This is a genomic window from Corallococcus terminator (genome assembly GCF_049194865.1).
GTDB lineage: Bacteria > Myxococcota > Myxococcia > Myxococcales > Myxococcaceae > Myxococcus > Myxococcus terminator_A.
The window spans coordinates 360,794-377,615 of sequence record NZ_JBLZWL010000001.1; the positions used below are offsets into that span (position 1 = coordinate 360,794).

Sequence of the window (16,822 nt, forward strand, 5' to 3'; positions counted from 1 at the left end):
TCAGAAGGCCCAGCCCAGCGACAACGCCAGTCGCTCGTTGACCAACCACGAGCGTCCCTTGATCGACTGCTCGCCGCCGAAGTACGAATCCTCGTACCCGGGCTTGGGCGTGATGTTGATCGAGGCTCGACTCGAATCATGCCGGACCTCCGCGCCCACGCCCGCCTGCACCGCGAGGCCTCGCCCAAGGATGGCGGTGTAGCCCAGCATCGCCGTCGCGCCGAAGCTCCAGGTCCGGTGCTCCGACTCAGTGACGCTCATCTGTCCATCTCCCTCGTAGCGGCGCCACGAGCGAGTGACTTCCAGGCCCGGCGACACCCACAGTCCTTCGGGCGCATCTCCCACGAGGAAGAAGCGGGCCCGGGGGCCCACGCCCAGGATGAAGCCGGAGCTTCCCCCCTCGGACTCCGGCTCGCCTGGAGCCATGGCGGTAGACCAGTTTTTCGCCTGGGTGAACCCGGTGCGCAGCCCCAGGCCCACCGACACGCGGGGACTCACCACCCGCTCTCCCTCCAGCGTCACCACACCCAGCTCGTTGGGAGTGATAGCGACCCCCAGCACCGTGTTGCGCGCGGTTGAGACGGACGGCGAGGCGCTCAGTTCCTGGGCGTGAGCGACAGCCGACGACAGCAACGTCAGACACAGCATGTGAATGGGCTTCATGTTTGGACATCCCCCGATGACGTCCCTGGAACGCTCGTCCAGCGACCCGCTCCCCTTGTGCAATGAGCGTGCACAACCTCACTCCAGAGGGAACCCCGCCTCACCAGCGCCCCACCCCACGACATCGTGTCAACGAAGGCCCGCGCGACGAATGACACGCTGACAGCGCACCGACAAAACGCCACGCGCACCCGATGCGGATAACGTCCCGGCCATGAATGGATGGAAGGTGGCGTTCTTCGTCATGCTGATGGCGTGGGGGCTGACCCTGCTCGTGGGGGCCTACGGGGTGCTGAACGTCGGCACCTCCCAGACCTATATGGGCGAGGGCTACGCGGACTGCGAGGCCCACCGCGACTGGCTCGACACCCTGCTGCGGGGACAAGTGACGCGGGAGCAGGTGCGCGACGCCCGCCCCAAGGTGGTGCGCACATTGGACGAGCACTCCACCCCGCTGAAGCCGGGCGACGTCGACGTGCGCTACGACGGCAAGGGCCGCTACGTCGGCTCCCAGTTCGGCGCGAGCACCACCCCGCTCCACGCGCAGTGACACCGGGCACTGTCCGCTAGCACGCGAATGGCGTCAGGACCGGGGACCTCCGGACACGTCACGTTGCGCGGTGCGCCGAGCATCAAGATACTTCCGCCCGAGCCTTCTCAGGCGAAGGCACTCATCTGGGGATGGAGGGAGTCCAAGTGATGCGCATGCGAATGCTGCTGGCGTCCGCGCTGCTGGTGCTCGGCGGCTGTGGGGACGACGACGCGGAGGGGGACGGGGACCAGGACACCACGACGGACCATCGGTCCAACGTCACGGGGGCCTACGAGAGCACGGGCACCTTGAGTGCCACCCTCAACGGACAGACCGAGAACGGGGAGCTGGAGGACACGGTGCGAATCTCGGCGGCCTCCGGCTCCAAGAAGGCCTTGAGCATCCGCTCCGAGTCCATCACCTGCGCCCAGGACCTGCGGGCGACGATGACCGGAGAGAACACCTTCTCCATCAGCGAGGGCTCGTGCGAGGTCTTCGTCGAGCAGCTCAACTGCACGGCGAACCTGAGCGTCACCTCCGGCAGGGGAAGCCGGGCGACGAATGGCCCCCTCCAGCTCTCCCTCGAGGGAAAGTTCACGGTGACCTGCATCCCCCTGCCCGTCGTCGGGGACTTCACCCTGCTGCTCACCGGTACGCGCACGGGCGCCGAGTCCCTGCCCGGCGTCGAGACGCGGCAACTCCACGTCACGCAGCCCTGAGCCATTCCGGCGACCGCGCTCCAAGCCAGCACCGGAGCGCGGCCCGTCGTCTCACAGCGGCACGACGGCCTGCTCGCGACGAAGCTGGAGCACGCGCACGTCGGGGTCCACCACCCAGCGCTCGGGCGGGAAGTCCGCGCGCACCGTGACGTCGGCCTTCTCACCCGCGCCCAGCACCACGCGCGCTCACGATGTCCGGGGCACACATGCGCGCTTGGAGCACCGTGACGCCACGGTGCCCTCCCACCCGGGGACTCAGCCGGGGATTCGATGGAGGGGAGCGCAGTGCGGAGCCTCACGCTGGAGCAGCTCGCGCATCGCCTCGGCACGCGCCGTGTTACCTGCCCGGGTGTGCGCCACCCGGAGGCCCCACACACTCAGCAGTCGGACCATGGCCAGTTGGGTCTTCTGGTGATGCTGCTCCAGCACCTGGAGCGAGGCAGCGGTGGCCGTGCCGGTGAGCACCTCGCCGATAGCCACGCCGACCTCGAAGTAGGCGCGCCCCTGGGCGGAGCCCGCGACCGGGCTGGGAAACTCCACCATGGCGAGGGCCTCCTTCGCGAGCACGAGTCCCCGCTCGGGCTCGTCCTCGCACAGCATGAGGAGGGTCGCCTCACCCGCTCGCTCCATCGCGCGGATGACAGGAGGACGCCCCGCCCAGTCGATGCTCGCCAGCTCCCGGCGCGCGGAGGCCGCGTCCCCGTAGAAGCCAAGGGCAAGGGCACGGGAGTTGGCGCGGTAGCAGGCGACATCCGGAAACTGGCTGCTCGCCGCGAACACCTGCTCGTAGATGGCGAGCAGCGCGCTCGGGTCGGGATGCAGGAAAGCCTCCCTGGACTTGCGCCGCGCCGATTGTCCCCGCCAGAAGACAAAGCCCAGGGCGCCCGCGAAGACCCCGACTCCCACCAGCAACGTGTAGCCGGTCCGACTCAGGTCCTCGGAGGACGGCAGCCCTGGCAGCTTGCCGCCACTGAACATGAAGTACATGGCGGCGTACGCGACAATCAGGAACGGCCACCACTTCATCCAACGCTTGAAGGGCGCGATGGCATTGCGCTGGCGAATCGATTCAAGGTAGCGGGCATTCTCTTCACGGGACATGCGCGCACTGTAGCCAATCACTCTCACGACGCCATGCACGCGGGGCCTGTTCAGACAGCATCACCCTCGCACCGCCAGCGCGACACGGTGCGGGCCGCGTCACCTCACGAGTGCCGCACCAGCCGCAGCGGAGCACGCGACGCCGTGTGAGCCGAAGCAGAGGCCGAGGCCAGCAGCCCCACGTCCGCCCACGCGGTCTCCGGCTTGCCCTCCTCGACGAACGCCACCGCCTGCGACACGACCTCCGGCGCGTACAGGATGCGGTGGTGTCCCAGCCCCTGCGTCCGCGTCAGCCGCGCGCCCGGCCACGCGCTCGCCACCGACTCGCCCGCGGCGAGCGGCACCTCCCGGTCTCCCACGTCGTGGAACACCTGCAGCGGCACGCGCCCCAGGAGCGGCACGAAGTTGGGCAGGGCCAAATCACGCAGCCGCATGCTGAAGTGCGCTTCGATTCGCTGCTCCATCCGCATCCACACCGCATCTGTGAGCCCCATCGCCCGGGCGAAGGCCTGGATGCCGCCACGGGGGTCCGCCGGCGGCGACACGAACACCGCGCGCCCCACCTTCAACCCGTCTCTCATCGCCACCGCCGTCGCCGCCGCACCCAGCGAGTGCGCAATCACCGCGTACGGCCCGCCCGTCGCCCGCGCCACGTCCGCCACCAGCTCCGCCATCTCCGGCAACGAGCTCGTCCTCCCCGACGACTGCCCGTGCCCCGGCGCGTCGTACGTCACGACGGAGAAGCCCGCCGCCACCAGCGGCTCCACGAAGGCCGTGAGCTGCCCGCCATACCCGCTCCACCCGTGCACCAGCAGCACGCGCGGCCCCACACCCCAGCTCCACACCGCCACCTCCTCGCCCCCCAGCGTCAGCATCCGAGGCTGCCCCCGCGCCAGCACCGCCTCCGCCGTCTTCGAGCGGCGCGGCCGCACAGGCGTCCGGAACATCCGATCCGCCCACGCCGCCGTCAGCCCCGGCGCCACCGCCCCCGCACTCAACGCCACCGCCCGCATGCCCCACATCGCCAATTTCGCCCGAACGTTCGTGCTATTTTTCGCCATGACGAGGTCCTCCTCGGAACGACACAAAGCCAAAGAAAGCTCAGGAGCCCTGGGGCCTGGCGGCGCGCAGCAGCGCGTCGAAGGCACGCCTGGCCCACGTCTCCGCGCGCGGCTCCTTCAAGAGGCGCGCGGAGTGGTGGAAGCCCAGCAAGAGGGCGTTCTCATCGTGGGCGAACTGCTCCACGTCCACGTCCTTGTGGAAGTGCCCCTCGGCGACGGCGATGCGCGCGGCCTGGGCCAGGCAGTCCAGCCAGTCCCGCTGCGTCTGCACCAGCCTGTCCCGCGCGGGCCCGGGCGCGTCGTCCAGCTCCGTGGCCGCCGCCACGAAGATGCACCCGCCCTCCGGCACCAGCTCCTTCTCCCACGTCAGCCACTTCTCGAAGAGGGCCCTCACCCGGGGCTCGCCTCGGGGCTGCGTCAGCGCCGGGCGGATGACGCGCTCGGTGAACAGCGCCGTGGCCGCCTCCAAAATCTCCACCTGGAGCGACGTCTTGGAACGGAAGTGCGCGAACAGGCCGCTCTTGGAGAGCTGGAGCTCCTCCGCCAGCCCCCCGATGCTCAGCCCCTGCAAGCCCACCCGGCTGGCGAGCTGGATGGCCCGCTCGAGAATCGCCTGATGGGTGAGCTCTCCCTTGCGCATGGGCTCTTTCTAAACGCTCGTGCTTTTTTCCGCAAGTCGATGAACCGACGGGCCGCTGCTCAGCCCTCGGTGTTGCGCAGGAAGTCCGCCACCTGGGCGAAGCGGTCATCCAGGAAGCGGCGCAGCCCGCCCGTGACGCCCCGCGCGTCCAGGGCCTTGCCCATGGCGCGCAGCCACGCGTCCCGCATGGAGAGATCCACCGGCACATGGCCGTGACGCATCCGCAAGCGAGGGTGGCCGTGCTGCTGCGCGTAATGCTGCGGCCCGCCCAGCCACCCGATGAGGAAGAGACCGAAGCGCTCGCGCGTGCCCCCGTTCACCCGGCCCTGCTCATCCAGCTCGTGCAGCTTCGCCAGCACCGGCTCGTGTGCATCCATCGCGTCATAGAAGGCCCCCGCCAGCGCCATCACCGCGTCCGCGCCGCCAATGCGCATAAACGGCGTGTCGTCCAGCGTGGGCACCCAATCATCCGAGGGGGGAACTTTGAGCTCAACGGGCATGACATCCTTCAACATCGGTGCGGGCACGGGTTTTCCCTCGGGGAACGAGCGCTCGGTGCGCCGCCGTGAGGGCTGTCGGGAGAGCGACAGGTTGGCAGGGGGCTCGCGGGATGCCCATCGAAGATTTGACCCGGGAGAGAAACGGTTGCTAGAGCCTGCACACCCGTGCCCCCTTCCACCCATCCTCCGCGGACCCGGGCGATGCCTCCGCCTCGTGTCTGGGTGCTCGACGACAGCTCCGTCGAGACCGAGGCCATCCGCCGTGCGCTCACTCCCACCTGTCAGGTGGAGACGTTCACCGACGGCGCCGCCCTGCTGGAGAAGCTGGGCCAGGAGCACGGGCTCTTGCCCGACGTGCTGGTGCTGGACTGGTACCTGCCGGGCATGTCGGGCCTGGAGGTGTGTCGCTTCGTGCGCTCCGGGCCCACCACCTCGCTGATTCCCGTGCTGCTGCTCACCGTCAACACGCGCGCGGACGACGTGGTGGAGGCGCTCGACGCGGGCGCCAACGACTACGTCTTCAAGCCCTTCCGTCCGGTGGAGCTGGAGGCGCGAGTGCTCGCCCTGGCACGCCTGGAGCGCCAGCGCCGCCAGCTGCTGGAGGACGAGCGCGCGCGGCGAATGCTGGCCGAAGGCACGCTGACGGAGGTGCAGGCCGCGGAGGAGCGCGCGTGGCGCAGCGAGCTGCGCTTCCGGCTGGCCGCCCGGGCCACGCGCGACGCGGTGTGGGAGTGGGACCCGCGCACGGACACGGTGGATTGGACCAGCGGCCTGCACGAGCTGTTCGGCCACGTCTCCTCCAACATCCGCGACACGCGCTCCTGGTGGGCGGAGCGCCTGCATCCGGAGGACCGCGAGCGCACGGTGCGCGGCTTGCGGCAGGCCGTCTCCAGCGAGAGCCACGAGTGGCAGGACACCTACCGCTTCCAGCGCGGCGACGGCACCTGGGCCCACGTGGTGGACCGGTGCCACATCGTCCGGGACTCGGAGAACCAGGCGGTGCAGGTGGTGGGGGCGATGCAGGATGTCACCGAGTGGCAGCAGACGGAGGCCGAGCGCCTGCGCCTCTTGTCGGAGGTGCACGCGCAGGCGGACTTCGAGCGGCAGCTCATCGGCATCGTCAGCCACGACCTGCGCAACCCCCTGGGCGCGATAACGCTCGCCGCCTCCCTCCTGGCGCAGCGCCCGGACGCCGACGACCGACAGCAGCGCAACGTGCAGCGAATCTTGCGCGCGGCGGAGCGGGCGACGCGGATGATTCGCGACCTGCTCGACTTCACGCGCGCCAGGCAGGGCCGCGGGCTGCCCATCTACCCGCGCCCCATGGACCTGCACGAGGTGGTGCACGCGGCGCTGGACGAACTCCAGGCGGCCTGGCCGGAGCGCCGCATCGTCTCCGAGTACGAGGGCACCGGCGCCGGCGCGTGGGACCCGGACCGCGTGGTGCAGGTGCTCGGCAACCTGGTGGGCAACGCGATGCAGTACAGCCCGCCGGACACGGTGGTGCGGGTCATCGCGCGGGGCGAGGACTCGGGCGTCGTGCTGGAGGTCCACAACAAGGGCCTGCCGATTCCCGGAGACCTCCAGTCGCGCATCTTCGAGCCGCTGGAGCGCGGCGTGGAGCGTCCCGAGGACCGGGGCATGCGCAGCATCGGCCTGGGCCTCTACATCGTGCGCAGCATCGTCCTGGCGCACGGAGGCACCGTGGAGGCGCACTCCACCCAGGAGCAGGGCACCACCTTCACCGTGCGCCTTCCCCGCCAGCCCCCCGTCGCGCTCACCGCCAAGGCCGAGGCGGATGACGACCAGGCGGCGGGGTAGCCGCGTCCGTCATTCCGCCCAGCGCTTCGGCCTGCGCTTCATCGTCGTGACTTCCAGCCTGTCGCAGAAGGACTCGAACGTCGCTCGGGGCACGCCCCGCCACGCCACGTCCTCCAGCGTCTTCGTGCCCGGCAGCGGCGCGTCCGTCACCAGCGTGGCGAGCCGCCGGTAGAGCAGCACGTCCTCGCGGTGCTCGCGCAGCGTCGCGGCGAGCTTGTCCGCGCCGCGCGGGCGCACCGTCCAGCTCGCCGCGTCGTCCGGAATCGCCTCCAGCTTCCCGTAGGCCGACAGCAGCGCCGAGGCGCCCTTCTCCCCGAAGCCCTTCAACCCGGGGATGCCGTCCGCGACATCGCCCATCAGCCCGAGCAGGTCTGGCACGCTCGCGGGGGGCACGCCCAGCTTCGCGCGCACCGCGTCCTCGTCCAGCACCTTCTCCTGCCGCCGGTCCACCTGCACCACGCGCTGGCCGCGCACGCACTGGCCCAGGTCCTTGTCCGGCGTGCAGATGCGCACCTGCTCCACCGCGTCCGCCCACTTCGCAGCCGCCGTGGCCAGCGCGTCGTCCGCCTCGTGCTCCTTCATGGACCACACGCGTACGCCCAGCGCCGCGACGGCCTCCTCCACCAAATCGAACTGCGCGCGCAGCTCCGGCGGGACGCCCTCGTCGCTCTTGTACCCGTTGAACAGCGCGTTGCGGAAAGAGCGGATGGGGTTGTCGAACGCCACCGCGATGTGCGTCACGGCTTCGTCCGCGTCGTGCAGCAGCATCAGCAGCGACGACATCAGTCCCACCGTCGCCTTCACGTCCTGCCCATCCGGCGCGGCGTGGCCCGGCCGGGGCGAGAAGTGGGCGCGGTACAGCTCGTAGGTGCCATCCACCAGATGCAGGCGCATGCCTCCTCCTACCGCTCCTGGCGCCTTCCAGCCAGCGGCTCTCGTCTGGCCCGTCACGCAACCTCGCGCGCGCAAGGATGACCCGTCACTTCGCGGGGACGCCCGCTCCCTCCCCGGGCGGCTTGTCTTCGTGCGGATTGCCGGGCTGTCGGCCCGAGCACACTTCTGGACCTGGGGCGCGACACCCGCGCTCCGTGACTGACGGCTGGAGGTAGACCGTGCGCCCGAAGCTGCTTGCCGCGATGCTGTGCGCCACCCTGTTCGGGTGCGCCAGCCAGAGCGTGATACCCGTCTCGAACACCAAACGAACGGAGGCCATCGCCTCCATGCGCGCAGCGGAAGGAGCCGGCGCCGCGCGCATCCCCGAAGCCGCGCGTCATCTCGAGTTCGCTCGCCAGCAGGTCAACAACGGCGAGCAGCTGATGAGGGACGACGACACCCCAGGCGCGGAGCTGAGCTTCATGCAGGCGGACGCGGACGCGGACCTCGCGCTGGCGCTCGCCCATGCGTTGCCACTGGAGCGGCAGGCGCAGCAAACCACCCAGCAGGCCCAGGCGCTGCAACGCGGCCTGCAGTGAGCCCCAAGCCCGGAGGAAACCGTCATGGTGCGAAGCAAGCGTGGATGGAAGGCCCTCGTCGGAGCCACGACGCTCCTCGCGGCGGGGAGCGCGAGTGCCGCTCCGCCCAAGGAGCTCGTGGAGGCGCGGTCGGCCTATCAGCAGTTGATAGACAGTCCCCAGGGGCGTGAGCGTCCCCGGGAGGTGACCGAGGCGCGCGATGCCCTGCGCGAGGCGGAGCAGGCCTACCAGAGCGACGAGGACGACACCCGCACCCGGGTGCTGGCCTACGTGGCCCTGCGCAAGTCGGAGACCGCCGGCGCCTGGGGCAGCGCGGAAATCGCCGCGCGGCAGCAGGCCCAGGCCGAGCGGGCCCTGAGCCAGGCCCAGGCCCGTCAGGAGCAGCAGCAACTGGCGCAAGCCCAGGCGGCCCAGCAGCAGCAGGTCAACGACCAGCGGCTGTCGGAGGAGTCTTCCCGGCGTCAGCAATTGGAGACCGAGGCGCAGCGACTGGCCCGGGAGAACCAGGAGCTGCAACGCCAGACGGCGGAGCTGCAGGCGCAGCAGCAGGCGCGAAGCCAGACGGACCAGCAGACCGCCCAGCAATTGGAGGCCGAGCGACAGGCGCGCGTGGAGGCCGAGCGCAAGGCCTCCCAGGCGCTGACGCAGCTGGACCGGGCGAACAAGGACCTCAAGGTCAAGGAGGAGGCGCGCGGCACGGTGCTGACGCTGTCGGGCAGCGTCCTCTTCGCCTCCGGTGCGTCGGACCTGCTGCCGGTGGCCCGAGACAGGCTGGCCGACGTGGCGGACGTGCTGAAGGAGGGCGACAAGCCGCTGCTCATCGAGGGCCACACGGACTCGCAGGGCTCGGACTCGCTCAACGAGCGGCTGTCCTACGCGCGCGCCGAGCGGGTGAAGGAGTTCCTCGTGGACCAGGGCGTGCCCGCCAATCGCATCGAGGCGCGCGGCATGGGTGAGTTCAAGCCCGTGGCCACCAACGGCACGGCCGAGGGCCGCGCGAACAACCGCCGCGTGGAAATCGTCATCGAGCGTGGCGGCCAGCGCGCCGTCGGCGGCAGCGGCCAGGACGAGGGCACCGGCGGCGCCGGCACCGAGCAGCGGAAGCAGGCTCCGGAGTCAGGCTCCTCGAGTGACACCCTGCCGCCCCAGGAGAACACGAGCGGCGCGGTCCCCTCGGGACAGCAAGGCCCGGCCGCGGACCATGAGGACTTCCCGGGCACGGGGGGCAGCGGCCTCCCCTCGGAGAGCCAGGGACAGCAGGGCACGTCGGCCGACCATGAGGACTTCCATGGCACGGGCGGCTCGAACGAGGGCGCCAGCCCGGACATGAAGCAGTAGTCATGCTGACGCCCGCCCGGCCTCGCGTCGGGTGGGCTCGGCGCGAAGCACCTGGGTGATGTGCGTGAAGACTCCTCGCTCCGGACCTGCTCGTGGCCCCTGGGCCCTTGAAGGCCCGGAGCGGGGTGCTCCGGCGGCCCCGTCGAGCACCCTCCTGCCCTCCAGTTCCAGCGCGCGCGACGTAGAGACGCGATAGCCTGCCGGGCCGCTCTCGCCATGGCCTCCGACAAGCACACCGTCCTGCTCACCACCGAGCGCCTGAGGGTGACTCAGCTGCCTCCCGACGGGGCGGCGCGCGTCGTCGCCTACTACGAAGCCAACCGCGACCACCTGGGCCTGGTGTCCCCCACGCGTCCCGCCCACTTCTACACGCTGACGTACTGGCGCACGCGGCTGGCGCAGGACCTGGAGGACGCGCGCTTCGACCTGTCCCTGCGCCTGGTGGTCCTCCCGCGCGAGGAGCCGCTGTCCTCCGCGCCCGTCATCGGCAACATCTCCCTCGCGCACATCATCCGGGGCCCGCTCCAGGCGGCGACGCTGGGCTACGGCATGGACCACCGCCACGAGGGCCGGGGCTTGATGACGGAGGCCTTGCGCGCCGTCTGCACCCACGCCTTCACCACCATGGGCCTGCACCGCATCCAGGCCAACCACCTCCCGGAGAACCTCCGGAGCGCCGCGGTGCTGCGCCGGCTGGGCTTCGCGGTGGAGGGCTACGCGCGCGACTTCCTGCGCATCAACGGCCAGTGGAGGGACCACGTCCTCACCGCCCTCACCGCCCCCGAGGGCAGCCCCACCACCGCCGAATAGTCTGGAGGTCACACCGTGGCGTATCTGTTCCTGCTGGGGGCCATCGCCTGCGAAGTGGTGGCGACGAGCCTGCTGAAGTCCACCCAGGGCTTCACCCGCCTGTGGCCCACCGTGGGCTGCCTGTCGGGCTACGCGGTGGCCTTCGCGCTGCTGGCGCAGGCGGTGAAGCAGGTGCCGGTGGGAGTCGCCTACGCGATGTGGTCCGGCCTGGGCACGGCCGCCATCGTCGCCATCGGCGTCGTCTTCCTGGACGAGCCCATGAGCGCCACGAAGCTCCTGGGCGTGGGGCTCATCATCGGAGGCGTCGTGCTGCTCAACCTGCGCGGCGCCCACTAGCCGCCCGCGCGGGGCGACCTCAGCGCTGGGGCGCGGCGAGCCGGGGAGCACCGTTGGAGCCCGCCGGCAGGTGCGTGTCCAGCCACTCCACCGTGCGCCGCATCCTGTCCACCACGTGCTCCGGCTTGCGCAGGGTGTGGCCCTCGTCCGCGTAGACGACGAACTGGGTCTTCACCCCCAGCTCCTTCAGCGCGTGGTGGAACTCGTAGCCCTGCGTCACCGGCACCTCCACGTCCCGCTCGCCGTGCAGCACCAGCGTGGGCGTGCGCGCCAGCTTCACGTAGTTGATGGGCGAGCTGCGCGTGTACACCTCCGGCTCCTGGTAGATGGACACGCCGAAGTACGGCCGCATCCACGCGTCGATGCGATTGGTGCCGTAGTAGCTCTGCCAGTTGGCGATGCCCGCGCCCGCCACCGCCGCGCGGAAGCGCTGCGTCTGCGTCACCGCCCACATGGTCATGAAGCCGCCGTAGCTCCACCCCGTGACGCCAATGCGTGAAGGGTCCACCGGCGCGCGCGCCAGCACCGCGTCCACGCCCGACACGACGTCGCGCAAATCGCCGTAGCCGAAGTCGCGCCGGTTGGCCTGCGCGAAGTCCGCGCCCTGGCCGAAGCTCCCCCGGAAGTTGGGGAGGAAGACGTAGTAGCCCCGGGCGGTGAAGAGCAGCACGTCCGGGCGGAACGAGGGCACCACGCCCGCCGCCGGCCCTCCGTGAATCATCGTCACCATGGGCGCCCGCGCGCCGCCCGTGGGAGCCATGGACGCGGCGGGCGCCACCAGCCACCCCTGCACCTCCACGCCGTCGCTCTTCCACGACAAGTCCCTCGCCTCGCCCGCCAGCACGCGCAGGTCCTCCTCGCGACGCGTGACGCGCTCCCAGTCCCCCACCGGCCCCACCCACACGTTCTGCGCCTGCGTGAAGGACTCGCGCATCACCGCGCTGCGCTTGCCGTCCCGCGACAGGGACAGGCCCACGGGGCCGCCCGCGCTCAGCCGCTCCGGCCCCTTCCACAGCACCGTCACCCCGCCCTGCGCCGTCGGGTCCACCGAGGCCACCGCCGACTCGCCTCGCACCTGCGCGCCGAACAGCAGCTTGCGAGGCGCCACCCACTCGAGCGTCGTCGCCGTCGCCTTCATCCCCGCCGTGAGGTTGCTCACCTTGCCGCCCTCCAGCGGCACCAGCATCACATCCCCTCCGTTGGTGCCCTGGTCGCTCATCAACCCCTCGATGACGGCCACGTGCTTCCCATCCGGGCTCCACACCGGCTCGGCGAGCTGCCACCGGGGCGCGTACACCACGCGCGAGCGGCCGTTGGCCGTCTCCAGCACGTGCAGCTTCGCCAGCCACCAGCTCGCGTCTCCGGGAGGCGGCGCCGCGATGAACGCCAGCCGCGTGCCGTCCGGACTCCACGCGTATTCGTAGACGAAGAGCTGCTCGGGGGACACCACGCGGTGGGCGCCGTCCGCCACGGACACCAGCGCCACGCGCCTCACCGGGCTGGACTCGCGCACCACGCCCGTCTCGCGCGCGGCGGGCCCCGTGGGGCCCTTGGCCTGCTCGGCCCCCTCGCCCTCCATCACCAGCACCGCCAGGGACGCGCCATCCGGAGACCACTGGGGCGAGGCCACCGGCCCCGTGAAGGACGTCAGCTTCCGCGCCACCGGCTGCTCCAGCTCCGCGACGTACACCTGGGGCTGTCCCCGCTGGAGCGCGTCGGAGAGGAACACCAGCCGCTTGCCCTCCGGACTCCAGGCGATGGACGACTCGTCACACGAGCGCGCCTCGGGACAGGCGCTGAAGCGCACCGCCTTCGGCTCGCGCACGTCCAGCTCCACCGCGTGGATGAGCGTGCCGCCCGTGGACGCCACCTCCACCCACGCCACCCACTTGCCGTCCGGAGACAGGGCCACCTGGCGAAAGCGCGTGGTGCGCGCCACCACGCCCAGGATGGACTCCACCGACGGCTTGCCCGTCTTCGTCACGGCCTCGCGAACGACCACCGCCGTCTCGCGGTCCAACGCGGAGGGCCCTGGCGCGGACTCACCCAGGCCCTGCGCGAACGCGGGAGCCGCGCAGCACAGCGCCATCCCCAGGCCAACGACTCTCGCCACCATCCGAATCAACACATCCCCCCACGGGTCTGGAACAGAGCACCAGACTACATGAGTGGGACGGCCCCGCGTCCGGACACTTGCGTCGCGCGCCCTACCAGCCCCTTCCTGAAAGGACTCGTCATTCGTTGGACCTCGGAAGTTTTGGCGTGCGAGCAGTGCCTCGGCGCGTCCATCGCATGACAAGACGCCCCACTTCGACAGAGCCGTGCGCCAGGGCCGGTGAAGACTGGCGGCCATGGCACGAACCGAGCGCGAGAAGATGCTTGCGGGGGAGCTGTACAACGGCTGGGACGCGGAGCTGACGGCGGCCCGCGCCCGGGCGCGCCGGCTCTTGCGCCTCTACAACGACACGCTGATGGAGGACGAGGAGGCGCGCGGGAAGCTGCTGGACCAGCTCATCGGCAAGCGCGGTGCGGGCTGCTACCTGGAGCCGCCCTTCCACTGCGACTACGGCACCTTCATCACCCTGGGCGAGCGCGTCTACATGAACTTCCAGTGCGTCATCCTGGATTGCAACCAGATTACCATTGGTGACGACGTGTCGTTTGGTCCCAACGTGCACATCTACGCGGCCACGCACCCGCTGGACGCGGACGAGCGAATCAAGGGCCCGGAGCTGGCGCGGCCCGTCACCATCGGCGCGAAGACGTGGGTGGGCGGCGGCGCCATCATCGTCGCGGGCGTCACCATCGGCGAGGGCGTCACCATCGGCGCCGGCAGCGTGGTGACGAAGGACCTCCCGCCGTACGTGCTGGCGGCGGGCAATCCCTGTCGAGTCATCCGCTCGCTGCGCTGAAGCCTCAGCGCTTCGTCATGTCGAACAGCGCGCGCGCCTGCGGGCCCAGGAACCCGTCGAAGTCCGGCGTGCGCTGCGCAATCTCGAAGTACGCGTAGGGCCACGGCCTGCGTCCGCCCTCGCGCAGCGTCACCGACAGCGGCGCGGCCTGGGTGGCCGTCTGCCGCAGCGACGTGCCCGGCGCGCCTTCGATGTCCGCCTTCATGGGCACGCCCGCGTCGCGCATGCGCTGCTGCCACGCCTCCACGTCGTCCACCGAGCCGGTGAAGTGGTTCACCTTGCGGCCGAAGGCCAGGAGCCAGGCGCCGTACTGCGACTCCTTCTCCAGCTCCAGCAGCGCGGCCTCCGACGGCGGCGGCGGCGAACAGAACCACGCCGCCAGCGCGTCCACGTCCTCGGGCGGCGGCGGGTCCTCGGGCAGCGTGCCGAGCAGGTCGCGGGCTCGCTGCGACAGCTCCTCCGACTTCAGCTCGGAGATGAAGACGCGCGGCAGCCCCTCGGGGTGGGACAGGTAGATGGCGGACAGGTGCGCGTCGGGGAAGGTGTACGCCCCCGCGGCCTTCCAACCCAGCCGCTCGAACGGACGCGAGAAGAGGGCGATGCCGCCGCCGGGCCGCGCCAGCGAGCGCAGCGCGACATGGTCATTGCGAAAGCTGCCCCCGGAGAGCTGCACGAAGGTGCGCGCATAGGGCACCTCGGAGGCGTAGCGCTCCCAGAGCAAGTCCAACAGCCGGGTGGCCTGAGAAGTCGTCATGGCGGCGCACTCTAATCCGCCCAGAAAAGTGCGGCGGCGCGCGGCCCCGAGCCCTTGGAGGGGACTTCGTTCGGAGACGCGCGCCGCGCGCTAGAGACTCGCCTTGGAGTTTCGAGTCTCTGTACCCTTCTTGGTATGCATTGACTTCCGTTCCGGCCTGCTTCGCGCAACCCGAAGTCGTGCGGCGAAATAGGGTGCGACGTTGGAAAACGCCAGTACCGCGCAAGGGTGGTCATCAAAGCCGCGTTGCGCCACCCTGAAGCCCCACTAATTGACACGATTGTGAAGGTAAAGTTGCGCTGTTGCTGTGCCGCGTCACGTCCTCGTCAGCGTCCGTGTCGCAGGCGAGGGCGGAGACAGGCCCCCAGGCCCACCCCCACCCTCTTCCACCGCGAAACCCCACACCGGGCTCGCGCTGGGCAACCCCCGAGCGCCCCCGGATGCGCACGCGACACCTCCCCACTGGGGCGGAGAAGTACGCGCGGATGAGCTCCGCGAAACGGCGGACCCGGCTGGCAGGCAGATGAACGCGGCCCCCGGGAAATCTTCCCCTTCTCTCGATTTCTCTTCTGACGAAGACACACTTCATCAGCGCCCGAGAATGACGCGCCGCTTCACGGTGGACGTGGGTCAGTGGAGGTGTTCGGGGAGCATGGGCAGGCCGTGGAAGAAGCGGCGTCCGCTCTCGAAGCGGCGGTGGAAGCAGACGCGGTCGTCCACGTAGAGCCGGGCCATGTCCTCCTCGCCGTAGGCGCGGAAGAAGGCGGCGCGGGCCTCGTCGCACGCGTTCTCGTATTCGGCGAGCAGGGCCTCCCAGTCCTCCGGCGGCGGCTCCTCGTCGTCATGCCAGATGCCGTCCTCCATGCCGTACTCGCGCTCCATCAAGTCCAGCTCCAGGGCCAGGCGCTGGACGCGCGGTACTTCCGTCAGCGCCTCGTCCGCCATGGCGGTGAGGATGTGGGCCACCAGGAAGAAGCCCGCGTCGGACGGCACCACGCCCTCCTCGCGCGCCGCGCGGAAGGCGACGAGCAGCTGCGCGTCCATCGCGTCGTCCCCCAGCTCCAGCAGGCGCGTGGCGAGCCCTCGCCACCGGTCCTCCGTCTCGCGGGCCTCCTGGAGGGCCAGGGTCAGTTCAGGGTCTCGCGTCTTCTTCATCTCGTGCTCCTGTCGGGATTGCCCCGAAGCTCTCATCCAGGTCTGACGTGTGGACCTCGAATCCACGGACGTCGGTGTTCGCGGTTGCTTCACCCGCGCGTCGGGTGGCGAACGGGGCTCGCGCGCGATGTCGAGCGTTGGACGCGTGGCGACCCGCGCGGCCATGCTTCGCGGCACCGTGCCCCTGGCTTCGCGCCCCATCGCCCCCTCCGACAGCGACTTCCTCTTCGCCCTGTACGCCAGCACGCGGGAGGGCGAGCTGGCGGCGTGGGGTTGGACACCCGCGCAAGCCGAGGCGTTCCTGCGAATGCAGTGGTTGGCCCGGGGACGTGATTGGGCCGCGCGATATCCCACGGCGGAGGACCGGGTGGTGTTGGTGGACGGTCAGCCGGCGGGCAGGTTGCTGGTGGTGCGCGGCGAAAATGAGTGGCGGCTGGTGGACATCGCCCTGTTGCCCGGGCACCGGAGCGGGGGCCGGGGGACGCAGCTCCTGCGCGAGCTGCTGGAGGCCGCGGGCGAGGCTCGCGTGTGCGTGCGCCTGCACGTCCTCCACGACAGCCCCGCTCGCGGGCTGTACTCGCGACTGGGCTTCCAGGTGGAGCCCGGTGCTCCGCTCACGCGGGAAGATTCTCCGTACGTGGCCATGGAGTGGACACCCGCGTCACGTGCGGGCTGAGGGCAACAAAGCCCAGCTTGGGGGAAGCGCGCCATGCCCCCGGAACACGAACGGGCCGCGCGCCGATTGCGCGCGCCGTCTCACGACGACCGCCGGGGAAATACGAAGAAGCGCGCGGAGCCCCTGAAGACAACCAGGCGGGCGCTCCGCGCGCTTGCTCCGGGGTCGCTCGCACGACCCGGGTGATGAAGCCATGGACCGGCACGGGGCCGCTCGCGCCTCGTCCATGGCCTGGATGCCAGCGGTGTCCCCCCGACGATTCACCGCGTCCATCACGACACCCGCCGTCAGGCCCCGAAGACCGACGGCGGGGGACACCTGAGCGCCCCCAC

The 16,822-nt window shown here is 70.5% G+C and carries 19 protein-coding genes; 9 read left to right on the top strand and 10 right to left on the bottom strand.

What is annotated here, in order from left to right:
* On the bottom strand, positions 1-663 hold the full coding sequence (locus ACN469_RS01575) for a hypothetical protein (protein ID WP_498763402.1): 663 nt from the start codon (positions 661-663) through the stop codon (positions 1-3).
* A gap of 214 nt (positions 664-877) precedes the next feature.
* Between ACN469_RS01575 and ACN469_RS01580 the strand changes: the two genes are divergently transcribed.
* Both ACN469_RS01580 and ACN469_RS01585 read left to right on the top strand, forming a co-directional pair.
* Positions 878-1,213: a hypothetical protein gene (locus ACN469_RS01580; RefSeq protein WP_498763404.1), complete on the top strand. Its 336-nt coding sequence runs from the start codon at positions 878-880 to the stop codon at positions 1,211-1,213.
* Positions 1,214-1,362: 149 nt separating this feature from the next.
* The gene (locus tag ACN469_RS01585) at positions 1,363-1,914 is read left to right on the top strand and encodes a hypothetical protein (protein ID WP_498763406.1); all 552 of its coding nucleotides are present in this window, start codon (positions 1,363-1,365) and stop codon (positions 1,912-1,914) included.
* 51 nt (positions 1,915-1,965) lie between these two features.
* On the opposite strand, the gene ACN469_RS01590 is transcribed toward ACN469_RS01585, so the two are convergent.
* The 5 genes from ACN469_RS01590 to ACN469_RS01610 all read right to left on the bottom strand — a co-directional run bounded on the left by ACN469_RS01590 (position 1,966) and on the right by ACN469_RS01610 (position 5,216).
* A complete protein-coding gene (locus ACN469_RS01590) occupies positions 1,966-2,094 on the bottom strand; it encodes a hypothetical protein (RefSeq protein WP_498763408.1) in 129 nt (42 codons plus the stop codon).
* 75 nt (positions 2,095-2,169) lie between these two features.
* The gene (locus ACN469_RS01595; protein ID WP_498763410.1) at positions 2,170-3,015 is read right to left on the bottom strand and encodes a hypothetical protein; all 846 of its coding nucleotides are present in this window, start codon (positions 3,013-3,015) and stop codon (positions 2,170-2,172) included.
* Between the two features lie 104 nt (positions 3,016-3,119).
* On the bottom strand, positions 3,120-4,076 hold the full coding sequence (locus ACN469_RS01600; RefSeq protein WP_498763412.1) for an alpha/beta hydrolase: 957 nt from the start codon (positions 4,074-4,076) through the stop codon (positions 3,120-3,122).
* Between the two features lie 40 nt (positions 4,077-4,116).
* Positions 4,117-4,716, bottom strand: coding sequence for a TetR/AcrR family transcriptional regulator (locus ACN469_RS01605; protein ID WP_498763414.1), 600 nt, complete (start codon positions 4,714-4,716; stop codon positions 4,117-4,119).
* Between the two features lie 59 nt (positions 4,717-4,775).
* Complete coding sequence (locus tag ACN469_RS01610) at positions 4,776-5,216, bottom strand: group II truncated hemoglobin (protein ID WP_498763416.1); 441 nt, start codon at positions 5,214-5,216, stop codon at positions 4,776-4,778.
* 201 nt (positions 5,217-5,417) lie between these two features.
* Here ACN469_RS01610 and ACN469_RS01615 point away from each other — a divergent pair, with 201 nt between their 5' ends.
* Complete coding sequence (locus tag ACN469_RS01615) at positions 5,418-7,037, top strand: hybrid sensor histidine kinase/response regulator (RefSeq protein ID WP_498763418.1); 1,620 nt, start codon at positions 5,418-5,420, stop codon at positions 7,035-7,037.
* Between the two features lie 9 nt (positions 7,038-7,046).
* Here the strand turns inward: ACN469_RS01615 and ACN469_RS01620 are convergent, their stop codons facing one another.
* Positions 7,047-7,931 (bottom strand): 5'-3' exonuclease, encoded by an 885-nt coding sequence (locus ACN469_RS01620; RefSeq protein ID WP_498763420.1) that lies wholly within the window; start codon positions 7,929-7,931, stop codon positions 7,047-7,049.
* A gap of 218 nt (positions 7,932-8,149) precedes the next feature.
* On the opposite strand from ACN469_RS01620, the gene ACN469_RS01625 reads away from it, so the two are divergent.
* From ACN469_RS01625 to ACN469_RS01640, 4 genes are all read left to right on the top strand, one after another.
* Positions 8,150-8,509 carry a DUF4398 domain-containing protein gene (locus ACN469_RS01625; RefSeq protein ID WP_498763422.1) on the top strand — a complete coding sequence of 120 codons (360 nt, stop codon included), beginning with the start codon at positions 8,150-8,152 and terminating at the stop codon, positions 8,507-8,509.
* A gap of 24 nt (positions 8,510-8,533) precedes the next feature.
* Positions 8,534-9,847: an OmpA family protein gene (locus ACN469_RS01630; RefSeq protein ID WP_498763423.1), complete on the top strand. Its 1,314-nt coding sequence runs from the start codon at positions 8,534-8,536 to the stop codon at positions 9,845-9,847.
* A gap of 216 nt (positions 9,848-10,063) precedes the next feature.
* Positions 10,064-10,657: a GNAT family N-acetyltransferase gene (locus tag ACN469_RS01635; protein WP_498763425.1), complete on the top strand. Its 594-nt coding sequence runs from the start codon at positions 10,064-10,066 to the stop codon at positions 10,655-10,657.
* A gap of 15 nt (positions 10,658-10,672) precedes the next feature.
* A complete protein-coding gene (locus tag ACN469_RS01640) occupies positions 10,673-10,993 on the top strand; it encodes a DMT family transporter (RefSeq protein ID WP_498763427.1) in 321 nt (106 codons plus the stop codon).
* A gap of 19 nt (positions 10,994-11,012) precedes the next feature.
* Here ACN469_RS01640 and ACN469_RS01645 read toward each other — a convergent pair whose 3' ends face one another.
* On the bottom strand, positions 11,013-13,109 hold the full coding sequence (locus ACN469_RS01645; RefSeq protein ID WP_498763429.1) for a S9 family peptidase: 2,097 nt from the start codon (positions 13,107-13,109) through the stop codon (positions 11,013-11,015).
* Between the two features lie 235 nt (positions 13,110-13,344).
* On the opposite strand from ACN469_RS01645, the gene ACN469_RS01650 reads away from it, so the two are divergent.
* Positions 13,345-13,905, top strand: a complete 561-nt coding sequence (locus tag ACN469_RS01650; RefSeq protein WP_498763431.1) for a maltose acetyltransferase domain-containing protein — start codon at positions 13,345-13,347, stop codon at positions 13,903-13,905.
* Between the two features lie 4 nt (positions 13,906-13,909).
* Here the strand turns inward: ACN469_RS01650 and ACN469_RS01655 are convergent, their stop codons facing one another.
* Entirely contained in the window at positions 13,910-14,659 is a 750-nt protein-coding gene (locus ACN469_RS01655; RefSeq protein ID WP_498763433.1) for a DUF1338 domain-containing protein, read from the bottom strand.
* Positions 14,660-15,289: 630 nt separating this feature from the next.
* A complete protein-coding gene (locus ACN469_RS01660) occupies positions 15,290-15,814 on the bottom strand; it encodes a hypothetical protein (protein WP_498763435.1) in 525 nt (174 codons plus the stop codon).
* Between the two features lie 145 nt (positions 15,815-15,959).
* On the opposite strand from ACN469_RS01660, the gene ACN469_RS01665 reads away from it, so the two are divergent.
* Positions 15,960-16,490 (top strand): GNAT family N-acetyltransferase, encoded by a 531-nt coding sequence (locus ACN469_RS01665; protein WP_498763437.1) that lies wholly within the window; start codon positions 15,960-15,962, stop codon positions 16,488-16,490.
* Positions 16,491-16,822: the final 332 nt, after the last annotated feature.

Bases quoted from the DNA above. Each gene is read 5' to 3' on its own strand.
- ACN469_RS01575 (WP_498763402.1), bottom strand. From the start codon at position 663: ATGAAGCCCATTCACATGCTGTGTCTGACGTTGCTGTCGTCGGCTGTC.
- ACN469_RS01580 (WP_498763404.1), top strand. From the start codon at position 878: ATGAATGGATGGAAGGTGGCGTTCTTCGTCATGCTGATGGCGTGGGGG.
- ACN469_RS01585 (WP_498763406.1), top strand. From the start codon at position 1,363: ATGCGCATGCGAATGCTGCTGGCGTCCGCGCTGCTGGTGCTCGGCGGC.
- ACN469_RS01595 (WP_498763410.1), bottom strand. From the start codon at position 3,015: ATGTCCCGTGAAGAGAATGCCCGCTACCTTGAATCGATTCGCCAGCGC.
- ACN469_RS01600 (WP_498763412.1), bottom strand. From the start codon at position 4,076: ATGGCGAAAAATAGCACGAACGTTCGGGCGAAATTGGCGATGTGGGGC.
- ACN469_RS01605 (WP_498763414.1), bottom strand. From the start codon at position 4,716: ATGCGCAAGGGAGAGCTCACCCATCAGGCGATTCTCGAGCGGGCCATC.
- ACN469_RS01610 (WP_498763416.1), bottom strand. From the start codon at position 5,216: ATGCCCGTTGAGCTCAAAGTTCCCCCCTCGGATGATTGGGTGCCCACG.
- ACN469_RS01615 (WP_498763418.1), top strand. From the start codon at position 5,418: ATGCCTCCGCCTCGTGTCTGGGTGCTCGACGACAGCTCCGTCGAGACC.
- ACN469_RS01620 (WP_498763420.1), bottom strand. From the start codon at position 7,931: ATGCGCCTGCATCTGGTGGATGGCACCTACGAGCTGTACCGCGCCCAC.
- ACN469_RS01630 (WP_498763423.1), top strand. From the start codon at position 8,534: ATGGTGCGAAGCAAGCGTGGATGGAAGGCCCTCGTCGGAGCCACGACG.
- ACN469_RS01635 (WP_498763425.1), top strand. From the start codon at position 10,064: ATGGCCTCCGACAAGCACACCGTCCTGCTCACCACCGAGCGCCTGAGG.
- ACN469_RS01645 (WP_498763429.1), bottom strand. From the start codon at position 13,109: ATGGTGGCGAGAGTCGTTGGCCTGGGGATGGCGCTGTGCTGCGCGGCT.
- ACN469_RS01650 (WP_498763431.1), top strand. From the start codon at position 13,345: ATGGCACGAACCGAGCGCGAGAAGATGCTTGCGGGGGAGCTGTACAAC.
- ACN469_RS01655 (WP_498763433.1), bottom strand. From the start codon at position 14,659: ATGACGACTTCTCAGGCCACCCGGCTGTTGGACTTGCTCTGGGAGCGC.
- ACN469_RS01660 (WP_498763435.1), bottom strand. From the start codon at position 15,814: ATGAAGAAGACGCGAGACCCTGAACTGACCCTGGCCCTCCAGGAGGCC.